General features: G+C 66.2%; 15 protein-coding genes. 8 read left to right on the forward strand and 7 right to left on the reverse strand.

The annotated features are described in order from the left end of the window. The first annotated feature begins 2 nt into the window (after positions 1-2). From BLW05_RS24120 to BLW05_RS24140, 5 genes are all read left to right on the forward strand, one after another. A complete protein-coding gene (locus BLW05_RS24120) occupies positions 3-311 on the forward strand; it encodes a DUF2160 domain-containing protein (RefSeq protein WP_093166093.1) in 309 nt (102 codons plus the stop codon). 84 nt (positions 312-395) lie between these two features. After that, entirely contained in the window at positions 396-2,126 is a 1,731-nt protein-coding gene (locus BLW05_RS24125; RefSeq protein WP_093166094.1) for an ABC transporter substrate-binding protein, read from the forward strand. 167 nt (positions 2,127-2,293) lie between these two features. Continuing rightward, a complete protein-coding gene (locus tag BLW05_RS24130) occupies positions 2,294-2,581 on the forward strand; it encodes a DUF2249 domain-containing protein (protein ID WP_093166118.1) in 288 nt (95 codons plus the stop codon). Positions 2,582-2,624: 43 nt separating this feature from the next. After that, positions 2,625-3,806 (forward strand): NnrS family protein, encoded by a 1,182-nt coding sequence (locus tag BLW05_RS24135; protein WP_093166095.1) that lies wholly within the window; start codon positions 2,625-2,627, stop codon positions 3,804-3,806. 116 nt (positions 3,807-3,922) lie between these two features. Beyond that, positions 3,923-4,330, forward strand: a complete 408-nt coding sequence (locus BLW05_RS24140) for an SRPBCC family protein (protein ID WP_093166119.1) — start codon at positions 3,923-3,925, stop codon at positions 4,328-4,330. Here BLW05_RS24140 and BLW05_RS24145 read toward each other — a convergent pair. The 7 genes from BLW05_RS24145 to BLW05_RS24175 form a co-directional block, all read right to left on the reverse strand. After that, entirely contained in the window at positions 4,218-5,516 is a 1,299-nt protein-coding gene (locus BLW05_RS24145) for a hypothetical protein (protein ID WP_256330470.1), read from the reverse strand. The genes BLW05_RS24140 and BLW05_RS24145 overlap by 113 nt on opposite strands. Before the next feature lie 83 nt (positions 5,517-5,599). Next, positions 5,600-6,013: a PaaI family thioesterase gene (locus BLW05_RS24150; protein ID WP_093166096.1), complete on the reverse strand. Its 414-nt coding sequence runs from the start codon at positions 6,011-6,013 to the stop codon at positions 5,600-5,602. 33 nt (positions 6,014-6,046) lie between these two features. Further along, on the reverse strand, positions 6,047-6,670 hold the full coding sequence (locus BLW05_RS24155) for an HD domain-containing protein (protein WP_093166097.1): 624 nt from the start codon (positions 6,668-6,670) through the stop codon (positions 6,047-6,049). Continuing rightward, positions 6,670-7,758: a lytic murein transglycosylase B gene (gene mltB, locus BLW05_RS24160; protein WP_093166098.1), complete on the reverse strand. Its 1,089-nt coding sequence runs from the start codon at positions 7,756-7,758 to the stop codon at positions 6,670-6,672. The genes BLW05_RS24155 and mltB overlap by 1 nt, the downstream gene beginning before the upstream one ends. A gap of 65 nt (positions 7,759-7,823) precedes the next feature. Continuing rightward, a complete protein-coding gene (locus BLW05_RS24165) occupies positions 7,824-9,812 on the reverse strand; it encodes a transglutaminase TgpA family protein (RefSeq protein ID WP_093166099.1) in 1,989 nt (662 codons plus the stop codon). Further along, positions 9,806-10,813: a DUF58 domain-containing protein gene (locus BLW05_RS24170; RefSeq protein WP_177142785.1), complete on the reverse strand. Its 1,008-nt coding sequence runs from the start codon at positions 10,811-10,813 to the stop codon at positions 9,806-9,808. Before BLW05_RS24170 ends, BLW05_RS24165 begins: the two co-directional genes overlap by 7 nt. Continuing rightward, positions 10,810-11,730: an AAA family ATPase gene (locus BLW05_RS24175; RefSeq protein ID WP_093166100.1), complete on the reverse strand. Its 921-nt coding sequence runs from the start codon at positions 11,728-11,730 to the stop codon at positions 10,810-10,812. Before BLW05_RS24175 ends, BLW05_RS24170 begins: the two co-directional genes overlap by 4 nt. A 74-nt stretch (positions 11,731-11,804) precedes the next feature. Here BLW05_RS24175 and BLW05_RS24180 point away from each other — a divergent pair, with 74 nt between their 5' ends. The 3 genes from BLW05_RS24180 to BLW05_RS24190 form a co-directional block, all read left to right on the forward strand. Further along, positions 11,805-12,758 (forward strand): histone deacetylase family protein, encoded by a 954-nt coding sequence (locus BLW05_RS24180; protein ID WP_093166101.1) that lies wholly within the window; start codon positions 11,805-11,807, stop codon positions 12,756-12,758. 4 nt (positions 12,759-12,762) lie between these two features. Further along, the gene (locus BLW05_RS24185; protein ID WP_093166102.1) at positions 12,763-14,049 is read left to right on the forward strand and encodes a mechanosensitive ion channel family protein; all 1,287 of its coding nucleotides are present in this window, start codon (positions 12,763-12,765) and stop codon (positions 14,047-14,049) included. Between the two features lie 153 nt (positions 14,050-14,202). Next, the coding region (locus tag BLW05_RS24190) for an electron transfer flavoprotein subunit beta/FixA family protein (RefSeq protein ID WP_093166103.1) at positions 14,203-14,945 on the forward strand (743 nt) is incomplete at its 3' end.

Here is a 14,945-nt window from a genome sequence, read left to right on the forward strand (position 1 = left end):
TCATGCTTGACTGGATGGTGTGGACGACGCCGGTGGCGATCTTCTTTACGTGCGTGGTGCTCGCGTTGATCGGCATGACCGTGTGGGAAATCAAGTCGCCCACCACGCTGCGCCGCGGCTGGCTGCCGCTCGAAACCACACGCGGCGACCGGCTCTTCATCGGGCTGCTCACCGCGGCCTACATCAACCTCATCTTCGTCGGCATCGCCGGCAAGCTGCAGGAATGGCTGAGCCTCGATGCCGAGCCATCGATCTGGATCAGCTTCGTCCTCTCGATGCTCGTGCTGATGCTGATCATGCGAAAGGGCTGAAGAGTTTTCAAACCGGACCGGCTCTCCGCTTTCCCGGAGCCGGCTTCCGAAACAACCGCGGGAAGCGCCATCGAGGAGACATGTATGAAGTTTCGCTACACAGCATTGGCAGTAGCCGCGGCGTCGCTGGCCATGCACAGCGCCTGGGCCGGGGAGGCGGAAGCGAAGAAATGGATCGACAGCGAGTTCCAGCCATCGAGTCTCAACAAGGACCAGCAGATGGCCGAGATGAAGTGGTTCATGGACACCGCGAAGAAACTCCAGGACAAGGGCGTGAAGGAGATCTCGGTCGTCTCCGAGACCATCACCACGCACGAGTACGAATCGAAGACCCTCACAAAGGCCTTCGAGGAAATCACCGGCATCAAGGTCAAGCACGACATCATCCAGGAAGGCGACGTCGTCGAGAAACTGCAGACGTCGATGCAGTCGGGCAAGTCGATCTATGACGGCTGGATCTCCGACTCCGACCTCATCGGCACCCACTACCGCTACGGCAAGATCATGTCGCTCACCGAGTACATGGCCGGCGCCGGCAAGGAGTGGACCAACCCCGGCCTCGACGTGAAGGACTTCATCGGCACCAGCTTCACGACCGCGCCCGACGGCCAGCTCTACCAGCTGCCCGACCAGCAGTTCGCCAACCTCTACTGGTTCCGCGCCGACCTCTTCGCGCGGCAGGACCTGAAAGACAAGTTCAAGGCCAAGTACGGCTACGACCTCGGCGTGCCGCTCAACTGGAGCGCGTACGAAGACATCGCCGAGTTCTTCACCAACGACGTGAAGACCATCGACGGCAAGCCCATCTATGGCCACATGGACTACGGCAAGAAGGACCCATCCCTCGGCTGGCGCTTTACCGATGCATGGCTCTCGATGGCCGGCTCCGCCGACATCGGCATCCCCAACGGCATGCCGGTGGATGAGTGGGGCATCAAGGTGGCGGCCGACAAGTGCACCCCCGTCGGTGCCAGCGTGTCGCGCGGCGGCGCGACCAATTCACCGGCAGCCGTCTATGCGCTCACCAAGTACGTTGACTGGATGAAGAAATACGCGCCCAAGGAAGCCACCGGCATGACCTTCGGCGAAGCCGGCCCCGTGCCCGCGCAAGGCCAGATCGCGCAGCAGATCTTCTGGTACACCGCCTTCACCGCCGATATGACCAAGGCCGGCTTGCCGGTCGTCAACGCCGATGGTTCGCCCAAGTGGCGCATGGCCCCCGGCCCCAACGGCCCGTACTGGAAGCAGGGCATGCAGAACGGCTACCAGGACGTCGGCTCGTGGACCTTCTTCAAGAGCCATGACGCCAACAAGACCGCCGCCGCATGGCTCTACGCCCAGTTCGTGACATCGAAGACCGTCTCGGCCAAGAAGAGCGTCGTCGGCCTGACCTTCATCCGCGAAAGCGACATCCGCCACGACTACTTCACCAAGAACGCCGACAAGTACGGCGGCCTGATCGAGTTCTACCGCAGCCCCGCGCGCGTGGCGTGGACGCCCACCGGCACCAACGTGCCCGACTATCCGAAGCTCGCGCAACTGTGGTGGAAGAACGTGGCCGAAGCCGTGACCGGCGAGAAGACGCCGCAGAAGGCGATGGACAACCTCGCCGAAGAGATGGACCAGGTGATGGCGCGGCTGGAACGCGCGGGCATGGCGAAGTGCGCGCCCAAGCTCGCGGCAAAGGGGGATCCGGCGAAGATGCTGAGCACCGAGCATGCGCCGTGGAAGAAGCTGGACAACGAGAAGCCGAAGGGGGAGACCATCGACTACAACAAGTTGTTGACGGCCTGGAGGGATGGGAAGGTGCGCTGAACCTTCGCCTGGATCGAGAGAGATGAACGCGCGCGGGGCCGGGGCCCTGCGCGCGGTTTTGCTTTGTCCCGGGCTCGCAAAGGGTTGATGGCCATCAATGCAGGCATGCAATAGGGGCATCGAAAATGGATGCATCCCTCATGCATCTGCAACCGCTGGAGCCCTCCATGACCCTCACCACCTACGGTACCAAGATCGACGTTCGGCCCATTGCTCCGCGTGAACGCCATTCGCTCATCTTCAACACATTCCGCAGTCTGGGCGAGAGCGAGGCGATGGAACTCATCAACGACCACGATCCGCGACCGCTGTACTTCCAGTTCCAGGAGGTCCTGCCGGGCAAATTCGCGTGGGACGACCTCGAGAACGGCCCCGATACCTGGCGCGTGCGCATCACGAAGCTGATCGGGGACCACGGCAACGGTCGGTGCTGCGGCTCGTGCGGTGGAGCTTGAAGCAACTCCTGCAACCACAAGGATGCACCCTCGAGTGGCGCCCATGCTGAACATCGACGAGCCGACTCGCGGGGCGCCCAAGGCCTTCGCATTGTTCGAACTGGGCTTCCGTCCCTTCTATCTGCTCGCAAGCGTCTTTGCAGCGCTGTCCATCCCGCTGTGGGCGCTGCAGTTCTCCGGCATCCTTCCGCATCCTTATCTGGCTGGTCCGGTGTGGCACGCCCACGAAATGCTCTTCGGCTTCACTCTGGCAGTCATCGTCGGCTTTCTCTTCACAGCGGGTCGCAACTGGACCAGCTTGCCGACCCCGACCGGCTGGCCGCTTTGTGGATTGGCTGTCCTTTGGGTCGCTGCGCGCGTCCTGGTGCTGACGCCCTACGCGGTCGCCGCGGCTGTGGCCAATGTCGCCTTCCCCCTGGCCGCTGCCGCTGCGCTCGCGGTGCCGTTCGTGAGGGCGCGGAACAAGCGCAACTACTTCTTCATTGCACTGCTCGTTCTGCTGGCATTCGCGGCTGCCTTCATCCATCTGACGCAACTCGGCCTCCTCGCGGTTCCGGCATGGGCGGGGCTCCAGGTTGCGCTCGACGTCGTGCTGTTTGTCCTGGCTGTGATGGGAGGCCGTGTCATCCCCATGTTCACCAACAACGGCGTGCCAGGCGCATCTGCGACCAGGAGGCCTGGCGTCGAGAAGACGGCACTCGGTGCCGTGCTCCTACTGCTCGTCGCCGATGCCCTCGGCGTGCATGGGTGGCCAGTTGCAGCCGCCGCGGCGGTCGCCTGCGTGGCGCACCTGTGGAGATGGACACTGTGGCAGCCATGGAAGACCCTGCGTGCGCCTCTCGTCTGGGTGCTGCATTTGGCCTACGTATGGGTTCCCGTCCACTTGCTTCTTCGCGTACTGGGCGAATTCGGATGGGTGGCTCCGTCGGTGGCCGCGCATGCGCTGATGGTCGGCGCAGCAGGCGGTCTCATCATGGGAATGATGACTCGGACAGCCAAGGGACACACGGGTCGCCCATTGCGTGCCGACCGCTACGAGACCACCTGCTACGTCCTCGTTCTTTCCGCCGCAGTGGTCCGTGTTGCCCTGCCGCTCCTCGCGCCGGGCCAGGCCATTCATGCCATCTTGTGTTCGGCTGCGCTTTGGTCTGCGGCTTTTGCGCTCTACGCCTTGCGCTACTGGCCGGTTCTGTCGCGGCCTCGTATCGACGGTCGCCCGGGTTGAGCCCCAAGTCTGCTTTGGGCAAGGCATTTATCTGGGGCACCTTGCGTTCGCAACTTCTGTTGCTGGCATTTGGTGAATCGGGCAGCATTGCGCTTTTCTCCGATCTCACTAGCCTCATGAGAATCACCGTCGAAACCACCGTCTCCGCCCCCCTCTCCGAAGTCTGGTGCGCCTACACCACCCCCGAAGACATCAAGCAGTGGAATGCCGCGTCCGACGACTGGCACACCACGGCGGCCACCGTGGACCTGCGCGAAGGCGGCGCCTTCTCGTCGCGCATGGAGGCCAAGGATGGCAGCATGGGCTTCGACTTCGCGGGCACCTACACGAAGATCGTGCCGCAGGCGTTGATCGAATATTCCTTCGGCGACCGCACCGCGCAGGTCGAATTCACCGACGCCGCCGATGGCGTCAAGGTGCGCGTGACCTTCGATGCGGAGACGACGTTCCCGGTCGAGCAGCAGCAGCAAGGCTGGCAGGCGATCCTGGAGAACTTTGCGCGGCACGTGGAGAAGAAGCGGTAAGACCCGGCGCGATCAGCAAGCCACGGGCGGCCTGCCGCACGTCCGGTGACGAGAAGCGGAAGGCCGCGCGGTCCAGCAGGTAGTGGATGAAGCCGGTCGCAAAGCCCAGCGCCAGCAGCACCGGCACGAAGGGCGACGAGCGCAGCCACCATGCAGCCTCGCCGAAGATGCGGTCGGCGTAGACGTAGTCGTCGGTCACGGCTTCGACCTCCAGCAGCGGCAGCAGCAGGACGGAGACGACAGAGAGCGCGAGCAGCACGGCCCAGCCGCGCCGGTTGATGGGTGCCAGCAGGCGCTGCCAGCGCGTGGTCGCTGCCTGCTCGCCACCCGCCGCCGCGAGTGAGGTGAGGCCCATCGCGGCACTCCAATGCTGCACGCTCCATAACACGATGAAGAGAAACGGATCGCGCGCGATGAAGGCCAGGAGCACCATCGCCGCCAGGCCGAGGACATAGCCGATGCGCGGAAGAGAGGGGCGCTCCGAGCGCAACTCCACGCCGAGCACGAGGGCGGTGAGGATCACGACGAGGGCAATGCCGCCGTCGTGCAGTGTGCGTGCCAACAGGTCCGACGCGACTTCTCCGAGCCACGGGTCGATCCAGCGCTCCTGAAAGGCGATCGACCCGGTCAAGGCCTGCGCCACCACGACGAAGCCGCCGCCCACGATGAGCGCGAACCATCGGTCGAGGCGTCGCGTGTTCGGCGATGAGGCCCGCCCAGCCCGCGCGCGGTAGAGGCTGAGCAGGCCGAAGTGCTGGGCGGCGTAATGGTGACTGACCAGCAGGAAGTCCAGCACCACCAACCAGAGGACGCGTTCCTCCAGAGGCATCGGCAGCACGCGCTCGGGTGCCATCAGCACGGCGAAGCAAGCCGCCGCGATGAGCAGCGGGGCCGCGACGAAGCGCAGCCGTTGCCGGGCGAGGAGAGGGCGGTAGGCCGGGGTCGCGTAGGCCAGCCAGGCGGAAGACACCCGGTGGCCGAACCACAGCGGCACGGCGAGGACGAAGAACAAGCCGTCGACAGGGCTGTTGCGTGCGTCTTCATGGTCCTGCGCGAGCAGCAGCACCAGGGGCACCAGCCATAGAGGGTTCAGGATCCAGACGAGATCCCAGGCTGGGCTCTTGATGCACCGCGTCGCGACCGAGGGCGGTGCTTCGGCGCGAATCATCGGGTCCGCATCGGGCATGGAATCCCCCTTCTCGGAACTGCGGTTGGCGGCAAGCATACGCCGCTCGGGTCCCGAGTGACCGCGGAACGCGGCGACTGCGGCTAGAGATCTGCCAGCATCCCCGTCGAGGTCGCTTCCGCCGCGAGCTTTCCTTGCGGGTTGTAGAGCGAGGCCTCGAGAAACGCGACCCGCTTGCCGCGCCGGATGACGCGCGCTTCCGTGCGGCCCTCCCCGGGCCCGACCTTTTCGTAGAAGCTGACCTTGATCTCCAGGCTGAAGACGGTCTGCTTGTGATCGGACTCGTGCATCACCGCGTGCGCCATCGCCGCGTCGAGCCATGCGGTGATGAAGCCGCCTTGCGCGATCGTGCCGTTGGTGTGGCAGTACTCGCGCCGCACCGTGAAGGCGGCGCTGAGCAGCTTGCGTTCGGGGTCCCATCCGGTCACATGGAAGTTGCCCATCGATTCGCTCAGCGCCTTGCCCGAGCGGATGCGTTCATCGAGATCGTCGTTCATGGAGGGTGTCCGCTGTTGGATGTGCAGCGATGGTCAGCGCTTGATCGCGCGGCTGAGGTTGGCGCGTGCGGCTTCCTCGAAGCGCGCGCGCATCGGTCCGGTGAGATAGAGCGGATCGCGCGCGAGAAAGCCCGCGAGGATTTCGCGCCGCTTCGCCTCGAACACGTCGGCGGGCACGTGCAGGTATTCGATGCGGATCTGCCGTTCGTATTCCGCGAAGCGCTCGGGCGTCGCACCGAGGATGGCGAGGTCGATGTCGACCAGCAGTTGCGCATCCGCGTCTTCGGGCCGTGCATCGTGGCGCGTCGCCATGATCAGCGCGTGGACGCGATCCGCGGCGTCGGGCGCGATGCCCGATTCGAGCATCACGCGCCGGGCCCATTCGGCGCTGCGCTCCTCGTTGTCCTGGCGGTGCACGTCATAGACCGCGTCATGGAACCACAGCGCGAGTGCCACTTCGGCCGGGTGCTTCGCAGGCCGGTCGCGCCGCGCGTGCAGGAGTGCGAGGCATTCGCCCAGGTGCTGGAGCGTGTGATAGGCGCGATGCGCCTCGCAATGGGCGGCCAGCAGTTCGTCCAGCAAGGCTTCGCTGGGCGATGCGACGCCGAGTGCGCGCCAGGCGTTGACCCACGAATCGTGCAGTGCGGCCTCGTCCATCAGTTCTCCATCGCGGCGCGCACTTCGCGTCCGAGTTCGATCACCGACATCGCGTAGTAGCTGCTCCAGTTGTAGCGCGTGATCACGTAGAAGTTCTGCGTGCCGGCCACGTAGCTGGGTGCATCGCCGCCGTTCTGCAGCTCGATGAGCGCAAGCAATCCCTTGAACTGCTGTGCTTCGCCATCGAGTGCCGCGCCGCCCGCGACGAAGGCATCGGCGCTGAAGGTGGGCACGATGTCCGGGCCGAGCAGCACCGCCTTCTGCAGGCGCGCTTCGTCGAAGCGCACCGGGAAGATCGGCGGCATGCCCGGCTGCCAGCCGAAAGCCTTGAAGTAGTTGGCCACCGAGCCGATCACGTCGACCGGGTTGTTGACCAGGTCGATGCGGCCGTCGCCGTCGTAGTCGACCGCGTACTTGGCGATGCTGCTGGGCATGAATTGCGGCATGCCCATCGCGCCGGCGTAGCTGCCGAGCGGAAGCAGCGGGTTTTCGTTGGTGCGGCTTTCGGTGCTGAGGAAGCATTCGAGCTCGCTGCGGAAGAAGGCCTGCCGTTCCTTCGCGCGCGGGTGCGCGTCCGGAAAGTCGAAGGCCAGCGTGGCGAGCGCGTCGATCACCCGAAAGCTTCCCATGTTGCGTCCGTAGATGGTTTCGACGCCGATGATGCCGACGATGATTTCGGCCGGCACGCCGAACTCCGCCTCGGCGCGCGCGAGCGTGGCCGCGTTGTTGCGCCAGAAGCGGATGCCAGCCTGGATGCGCACCGGGTCGATGAAGCGGCTGCGGTAGACATACCAGTTCTTCGGCGTGCCGGTGGGCGCGGGAAGCATCAGGCGCGGCACGCTGGGCAACAGCTTGGCATTGCCGATGGTGGTGCGCACCCATTCGCGGTCGAGGTTGCGGCGCGCGGCCATCTCGTCCGCGAACTGCATCGCGTCTTCACGGGTGGAATAAGGGATGCCGCGCGAAGGTGCATTGCGCTTGTCAGGCGCCGCCTGCGCGGTGGACAGCGTGCCGGGCAGCAAGGAGGCGGCGCAGAGCAGGGCCGCGAAGAGCGCGTGGGAGAGAACGGAGGGCAGGGGGCGTGGCATCGCTTGGATTGTGCCGTCGGTGCGGCACGCATCGGATGAAGTTCACATGTGGTTTCAGCGGCGATTCAGCGCGGCCAGGTGAGCCGGCGGAACTCCGCGCGGAGCGCCGGCAGCGCAGCCGCCGGCGATTTCGCGTAGCGCTGTGCTTCGAGGCGCAGCAGCCAGTCCTGCGCCGCCTGCGCATCGGCGCCGAATCGTTCAGCGAGGCGCGCTGCCATCTGGCGCGGTGGCGTGGCGTCGGGGACATCGATGCCGGCCAGCCTGAGGCGCGCACGGGCCTGTGCGAGCAGACGCAGCCACGGGTCGTGCTGGCTGCGTTCCCACAAGGTCCAGCCGGCACCGGCGAGGCTGGCGGCGACAAGGAGCACCAGCAGCACGAGGATCAGGTCCTGCAGGCTCGGGGCCTCGAAGCCGATGTTCTTGAGCAGGTTGAGCTGCCGGCTCTGGGTGTAGTTGAGCACCCACTGGTTCCAGCCGTTGTTGATGGCTTCCCACGTGGCACGCAGGTTGACGACGAGCGATGGCGTCATCGCCTCGATCGCCTCGACAATGAGGCCCGGTCGTGTTGCGAGGCGGCGGAACTGGCCGACCCGGTCGGGCGAGATCGCACCGGTGGGGTCGACGCGGGTCCAGCCCACGCCTTCCTGCCAGATCTCGGCCCAGGCGTGGGCGTCGCTGTGGCGCAGCACCCAGTAGTTGTCGACCGAATTGGCCTCGCCGCCCTGGTACCCGGTGACGATGCGCGCAGGAATGTCGAGCGCGCGCATCAGCACCACGAAGGCTGAAGCGATGTGCTCGCAGAAGCCGGCCTTGGTGTCGAACCAGAACACATCGGCGGTGTCGTCGCCGTACACGCCGGGCTCGAGCGTGTACGAATAGCCGCCGGTGCGAAGGCGCTGCAGCACGTTCTGCGCCAGCGCGCGCGTCGACGCGCCGGCCAGCGCGGGGTCGCTGCGCATTTCGGCGGCGAGCGCGACGGTGCGCGGGTTGGATCCCGGCGGCAGCGCGACGTAGGCCTGCAGCGCGCGGGTGCGGCGCAGCGGGCCGTACTGGAAATCGGTGAAACTTTCGGCGCGATAGCGCACGAGATCGCCGAGGGGGCGGCTGGCAATCCACTGCAGATCGGACGTGCCGAGCACCGTGTATTCGGGCAGGTCGGGCGCATGGGGCGTGGCTTCGAGCGTGAGCAGCCACGGGCGGTTGGAAGGCTCGAGCGTGACTTCGTAGTTGACCGGCTCGCCGCGTGTCTTCAGGTCCAAAGGGGGCTGTTGTCTCGAGGCGGGCGCTGCCTTCCATTCGCGCCCGTCGAACTGCGAAAGCACCGGGCCGCGGAAGTAGAGGCTCGATCGTGCCGGGATGCGGTCGCCGTCGAACTTGACCCGGGCGGCGATGCCGTCGTCCAGCGCGAGTTCCGCGATGGTGCCGACCCGCATGGAGCCCGACAGTCCGGTGCGTCCGGCCATCGCGTCGCCCGGCATGCCCCAGAGCGGCGCGATGCGCGGAAAGAGCACGAACAGCACCACCATGATCGGCGCGCCCAGCAACGCCATGGCCCCTGCGGTGCGCGCCGCCTGCGCGAGCGGTGGGCGGCCGACGGGCATGTGGGCGTTGACCAGCGCGGTGAGCAGCCCCAGCAGCGCGAGCAGCATCGCGAACGCAGTCGGCAGGGATTGCGAATAGAAAAAGTTCGTGAGCATCGTGAAGAAGCCCAGGAAGAAGATGACGAACGCATCGCGCCGCGCGCGCAGTTCCAGCGTCTTGAGTGCGAGCAGGATCACGATGAGCGTCACGCCCGCATCGCGGCCGAGCAGCGTGCGGTGGGTGGCGTAGGTGGCGACGAGCGTGATCGCGAGCAGTGCGACGCGCCACCATTTGCTGGGCAGCGGCCGGGCCTGCACCGCGAGCGAGCCGCGCCAGGCCAGCACGATCGCCGCGAGCAGGGTGCACCACCAGGGCAGATGCGGCACCTGCGGCAGGAGGATGAGGCCGATGACCGAGAGCAGGAAGAGCGTGTCCCGCGCGTCCCTCGGCAGGGCCTGGAGCCTGCTCAACATAGGGCGAGCACCTCCAGGCATTGCCGCTTGTGCGCCTCGCCCTGCGATGGCTGGACGATGCGGCCGCCCGCACGCAGGCCGTAGTCCACGCCCAGGTGATCGGCCATCAGCACCCAGGCACAGAGGCGGGAAAGCCGCGCTTCGGCGTCGGGCAGGCCGGCATGCTGCGCATCGAGCCAGAGCTGCGCGCGTTGCGCTTGCAGCGTATCGCGGCTGATCAGTTCATCGGAGCCGGCGGCCTGCGCCTGCGCGGCGCGCTTCCAGACGACGAGCTTGAGCGAATCGCCCCGGCGATAGGCGCGCACGCCGTCGTACTCGCCGGCGACGTGTGCGCGCGTCGCCATCGCGGCACTGGGGCCGGCCAGCGGTTCGGCCTCGGGCAGTGGCGGCGGGTTGGGTTCCGGCGCGGGGTAGACCAGCACCTGCGAGGCCGGCCGCCAGATCGACCAGACCCGGAAGGTGCCGAGCGGGAAGCGCGTTTCCGCGGTCAGCGTGGGCACGGCATGGAGGCCGCGCCGCTCGGGCTTGAACGCCACTTCGACCGTCGCGCTGCCTTGCGCAGGCACGTCGCTCCAGGACCATTGCCTGCTGCGGTGCACCGCGAATCCGATGCCGTAGCGCGTGCTGCGGCGTGCGTTGGTGAGCACGATGCGGAACACCGCGGCCGAGCCGGCGTACTGCGGCTCGGGCGGCATGAGCCGCATCGCCAGCCCGCGCAGGGTGCCATGGCACACATGCATGCCGACCGCCACGCAGCCCGCAAGCAGGAAGGTCAGCAGGTAGCCGAGGTTGAGCTGGTAGTTGATCGAGCCAACGAGCAGGACGAGCAGCGTCGCCGCGAGCATCCAGCCGGCCCGTGTCGGCAGGATGTAGACGTTGCGCTGCGTGAGCTCGAGCGTGTCGGACGGCGCGCGCCGCGACAGGAACCACCGGTCGATGCGGGACCGCAGCGGCGCGAACGGATGCGCGACCCACCTGCGAGCGGGCGCCGGCGAAGTCACGGCAAAGGCACCGCCGCGATCATGGCGCGCACCTGCTCGACCGCGCCGCGGCCCGCATCGCCGACCGGCGTGAGGCGGTGGGCGATGGTCTGCGGCAGCACCGCCTGCACGTCGTCGGGCGCCACGTAGTCGCGGTTGGCGAGCAGCGCCTGCGCCTTGGCCGCACGCAGCACCGCGATGCCCGCGCGCGGCGACAGGCCCTGCAGGAACCATCGGCCCGATCGCGTCGCGGCGATCAGGTCCTGCACGTAGCTGAGCAAGGGTTCCGCCGCATGCACCTGCAGCACGCGCTGTTGCAGGGCGGTGAGTTCGCCGGCGGTGAGCAGCGCCGGCAGACCGGCAAGCAGGTCGCGTCGGTCGGCGCCTGCCAGCAGCTGGCGTTCGGCCGCACGGTCGGGATAGCCGAGCGAAATGCGCATCAGGAAGCGGTCCAGCTGCGACTCGGGCAACGCGAAGGTGCCGAGCTGCTCGTGCGGGTTCTGCGTCGCGATGACGAAGAAGGGCGTCGGCAGCGGGCGGGTCTCGCCTTCGACGGTCACCTGCTTCTCTTCCATGGCTTCGAGCAGGGCGCTCTGCGTCTTGGGGCTGGCGCGGTTGATCTCGTCCGCGAGCAGCACCTGCGCAAAGATGGGGCCGGGGTGGAACACGAAGCTCTGCTGCCCGCGGTCGTAAATCGCGACGCCCGACAGGTCGCCCGGCATCAGGTCGGCGGTGAACTGGACGCGCGAGAACTGCAGCCCGAAGGTGTGCGACAGCGCATGCGCCAGGGTCGTCTTGCCGACGCCGGGCACGTCCTCGATCAGCAGGTGGCCGCCGGCCAGAAGGCAGGCCACGCAGTCGCGTACCTGGGCCTCTTTGCCGACGATCACCGTGTTAAGCTGCCCGAGCAAACTGGCGAGCTTCGCGGCAACGTCCATTTTTGTATCCATATGCAAACCATACCCTAAGCCTCGCGGCCCCTCGGACGCAAGGCCCTGGCGAAGAACGACCCATGGGCAAAACCGGTTATTTCACGCACCGCGACTGCTGGAGACACGAGATGGGGCTCGGGCATCCGGAATGTCCCGCGAGGCTCGATGCGATCGAAGACCGATTGCTCGTCACCGGCGTCGGCGACGCGCTCGAACGCGGCGAGGTGCCGCTGGCGACGCTGCCGCAAATCACGCGCGCCCACAGCGTGGCGCACATGGAGCATCTCGAAGCGCTCAGCCAGCGCCTCATCGAGGACGAGCCCGCCGGCGGCCCGGACCATGCGCAGATCGATCCCGACACGTCGATGAACCGCTTCACCGTGCTGGCCGCCCGCCGCGCCGCCGGGGCTGCCATCGCGGCGACGGACGCGGTGATCGCCGGCCAGCTCGACAACGCCTTCTGCGCGGTGCGCCCGCCGGGCCATCACGCCTGCCGCGACAAGGCGATGGGCTTCTGCTTCTACAACAACGTCGCGATCGCGGCGCGCCATGCCCTCGAACACCACGGGCTGGAGCGCGTCGCTGTCGTCGATTTCGACGTGCACCACGGCAACGGCACCGAAGACATCCTCAGCAACGATCCGCGGGTGCTGATGGTGGGCATCTTCCAGCATCCGTTCTATCCATACAGCGGCACGGAGCATCCGGCGCCGAACATGCTCAACCTGCCCGTGCCCGCCTACACGCGCGGCATGGACGTTCGCGAGCTGATCGAGGCTTGCTGGATGCCGCGGCTCGAAGAGTTCAAGCCGCAGATGATCTTCGTGAGCGCAGGCTTCGATGCGCATCGCGACGACGATCTCGGCCAACTCAAACTCAACGAAAACGACTACGGCTGGATCACCAGCCGCATCGTCGATGTGGCGCGCCGCCATGCGCAGGGCCGCATCGTTTCAATGCTTGAAGGCGGCTACAACCTCGATGCGCTGGCGCGCAGCGTCGAAGAACATCTGAGGGTGCTGGCCGATTTGTAGATCGATGGATTTCAGCGCCCTTACCTTTACCCAGAAACTCAGCCAGGTCGAGGCGCGCAGCCTCTCGATCGAATTTGCCATCCTCGTTGCCTGCGTGGCGGTCGCATGGGGCGTCTGCCGCTGGTTCGGGCGCGACCAGCCGAAGGACTCCATCTGGTTCGGCGTGCGCATCATCGACGGGCTGCTGTTCCCGTTGCTGGCGTTGCTCTTCACCGACCTGGCGCGGCGCGGGGTGATGACCTTCCAGCCGGTGCTGGTGCTGCGCATCGCCGTGTCGGTGTTCATCTCGCTGGCGGTGATCCGGTTCTTCGCGCGGGTGCTGCGTGCCGTGTTCCCGGCCTCGGCGATGGCGCGGCTGCTGGAGCGCACGATCTCGTGGGTGGTCTGGGTCGGCGCAATCCTCTGGATCGTCGGCCTGCTGCCGCCTGTGCTGGCGGAGCTGGACGAGATCACGCTCGCCTTCGGCCGCACGCGCGTGAGCCTGCGCACCATCCTCGACGGCGCGCTGTCGGCCGGGCTGGTGCTGGCGATCGCGCTGTGGATCTCGTCGACGATCGAGAAGCGCATCCTGCGCGAAGCGGTGACCGATCTCTCGATGCGCAAGGTCGCGTCGAATGCAATCCGCGCCTTCCTGCTGCTGATCGGCCTCCTGTTCGCGCTGTCCGCGGTCGGGGTGGACCTGACGGCGCTGTCGGTGCTCGGCGGCGCGCTGGGCGTCGGCCTCGGCTTCGGCCTGCAGAAGCTTGCGGCCAACTACGTGAGCGGCTTCGTGATTCTTCTGGAACGCTCGATACGCATCGGCGACAACGTGCGGGTCGACGGCTTCGAGGGGCGCATCACCGACATCAAGACGCGCTACACGCTGGTGAGGGCGGGCAATGGGCGCGAGTCGATCGTGCCGAACGAATCGCTGATCACGAGCCGCGTCGAGAACCTGTCGCAGGCGGATCTCAAGTTCAACATCCAGACGAACATCATCGTCGCCTACGACAGCGATGTGGCGAAGGTGCAGGCCATTCTGTTGGACGCGACCAAGGCGCAGGCGCGGGTCCTGTCCGACCCGGCGCCCGTCGCCTTCCTGCTGAACTTCGTGCCCGACGGATTAGAGTTCAACCTCAATTTCTGGGTGTCCGACCCCGACAAGGGACGGGACAACCTTCGCTCGGCGATCAACATCGCCATTCTCGAGGGGCTGCGTTCGGCGGGTATCACCATCGCCAACCCGCAGCGGGTGGTTCGCGTCGCATCGTTACCTTCTGATGCTTCGCCTTTGCCAGATGCCCATCTATAATTACGAAAAAAGCACGATCGTTCGATTTTCCTTCGCGCCTGCTTTCGCAGCGCAACCCCTGATTGAAATGAACACTTCGCGCAGGGCCCGGTGCCTAAAATCATCGGCTGCCCTGTACATCTCCCGGTTTCGCAATTCAATGGAGTCAAGCCAATGAAGATCCTGGTCCCCGTCAAGCGGGTCGTCGACTACAACGTGAAGGTGCGCGTGAAGAGCGACGGCACCGGTGTGGACATTGCCAACGTCAAGATGAGCATGAACCCCTTCGACGAGATTGCCGTCGAAGAGGCGGTTCGCCTGAAGGAGAAGGGCGTGGCGACGGAAATCATCGCCGTGTCCTGCGGCGATTCAAAATGCCAGGAGACGCTGCGCACCGCCATGGCCATTGGCGCCGATCGCGGCATCCTCGTGGAGACCACCGAAGAACTCCAGCCGCTGGCCGTTGCCAAGCTGCTCAAGGCACTGGTCGACAAGGAACAGCCTTCGCTGGTCATCCTCGGCAAGCAGGCGATCGACGACGACAACAACCAGACCGGCCAGATGCTGGCGGCCTTGGCCGACCTGCCGCAAGCCACCTTCGCCTCGAAGGTCGAAGTTGCCGGCGACAAGGTGAGCGTCACCCGCGAAGTGGATGGCGGCCTGGAAACCCTGTCCCTGTCGCTGCCCGCCGTCATCACCAGCGACCTGCGCCTGAACGAGCCGCGCTACGTCACCTTGCCCAACATCATGAAGGCCAAGAAGAAGCAGCTCGACACCGTCAAGCCCGAGGACCTCGGCGTGGACGTGAAGCCGCGCCTGAAGACCCTGAAGGTGGCCGAGCCTCCCAAGCGCGGTGCCGGCATCAAGGTGCCCGACGTCGCCACGCTGGTGGACAAGCTGAAGAACGAAGCCAAGGT

This window comes from Variovorax sp. YR216 (assembly GCF_900107745.1).
Taxonomy (GTDB): domain Bacteria; phylum Pseudomonadota; class Gammaproteobacteria; order Burkholderiales; family Burkholderiaceae_C; genus Variovorax.

Bases quoted from the DNA above. Each gene is read 5' to 3' on its own strand.
- BLW05_RS24140 (WP_093166119.1), top strand. From the start codon at position 3,923: ATGAGAATCACCGTCGAAACCACCGTCTCCGCCCCCCTCTCCGAAGTC.
- mltB (WP_093166098.1), bottom strand. From the start codon at position 7,758: ATGCCACGCCCCCTGCCCTCCGTTCTCTCCCACGCGCTCTTCGCGGCC.
- BLW05_RS24125 (WP_093166094.1), top strand. From the start codon at position 396: ATGAAGTTTCGCTACACAGCATTGGCAGTAGCCGCGGCGTCGCTGGCC.
- BLW05_RS24135 (WP_093166095.1), top strand. From the start codon at position 2,625: ATGCTGAACATCGACGAGCCGACTCGCGGGGCGCCCAAGGCCTTCGCA.
- BLW05_RS24180 (WP_093166101.1), top strand. From the start codon at position 11,805: ATGGGCAAAACCGGTTATTTCACGCACCGCGACTGCTGGAGACACGAG.
- BLW05_RS24175 (WP_093166100.1), bottom strand. From the start codon at position 11,730: ATGGACGTTGCCGCGAAGCTCGCCAGTTTGCTCGGGCAGCTTAACACG.
- BLW05_RS24165 (WP_093166099.1), bottom strand. From the start codon at position 9,812: ATGTTGAGCAGGCTCCAGGCCCTGCCGAGGGACGCGCGGGACACGCTC.
- BLW05_RS24185 (WP_093166102.1), top strand. From the start codon at position 12,763: ATGGATTTCAGCGCCCTTACCTTTACCCAGAAACTCAGCCAGGTCGAG.
- BLW05_RS24155 (WP_093166097.1), bottom strand. From the start codon at position 6,670: ATGGACGAGGCCGCACTGCACGATTCGTGGGTCAACGCCTGGCGCGCA.
- BLW05_RS24130 (WP_093166118.1), top strand. From the start codon at position 2,294: ATGACCCTCACCACCTACGGTACCAAGATCGACGTTCGGCCCATTGCT.
- BLW05_RS24145 (WP_256330470.1), bottom strand. From the start codon at position 5,516: ATGCCCGATGCGGACCCGATGATTCGCGCCGAAGCACCGCCCTCGGTC.
- BLW05_RS24150 (WP_093166096.1), bottom strand. From the start codon at position 6,013: ATGAACGACGATCTCGATGAACGCATCCGCTCGGGCAAGGCGCTGAGC.
- BLW05_RS24120 (WP_093166093.1), top strand. From the start codon at position 3: ATGCTTGACTGGATGGTGTGGACGACGCCGGTGGCGATCTTCTTTACG.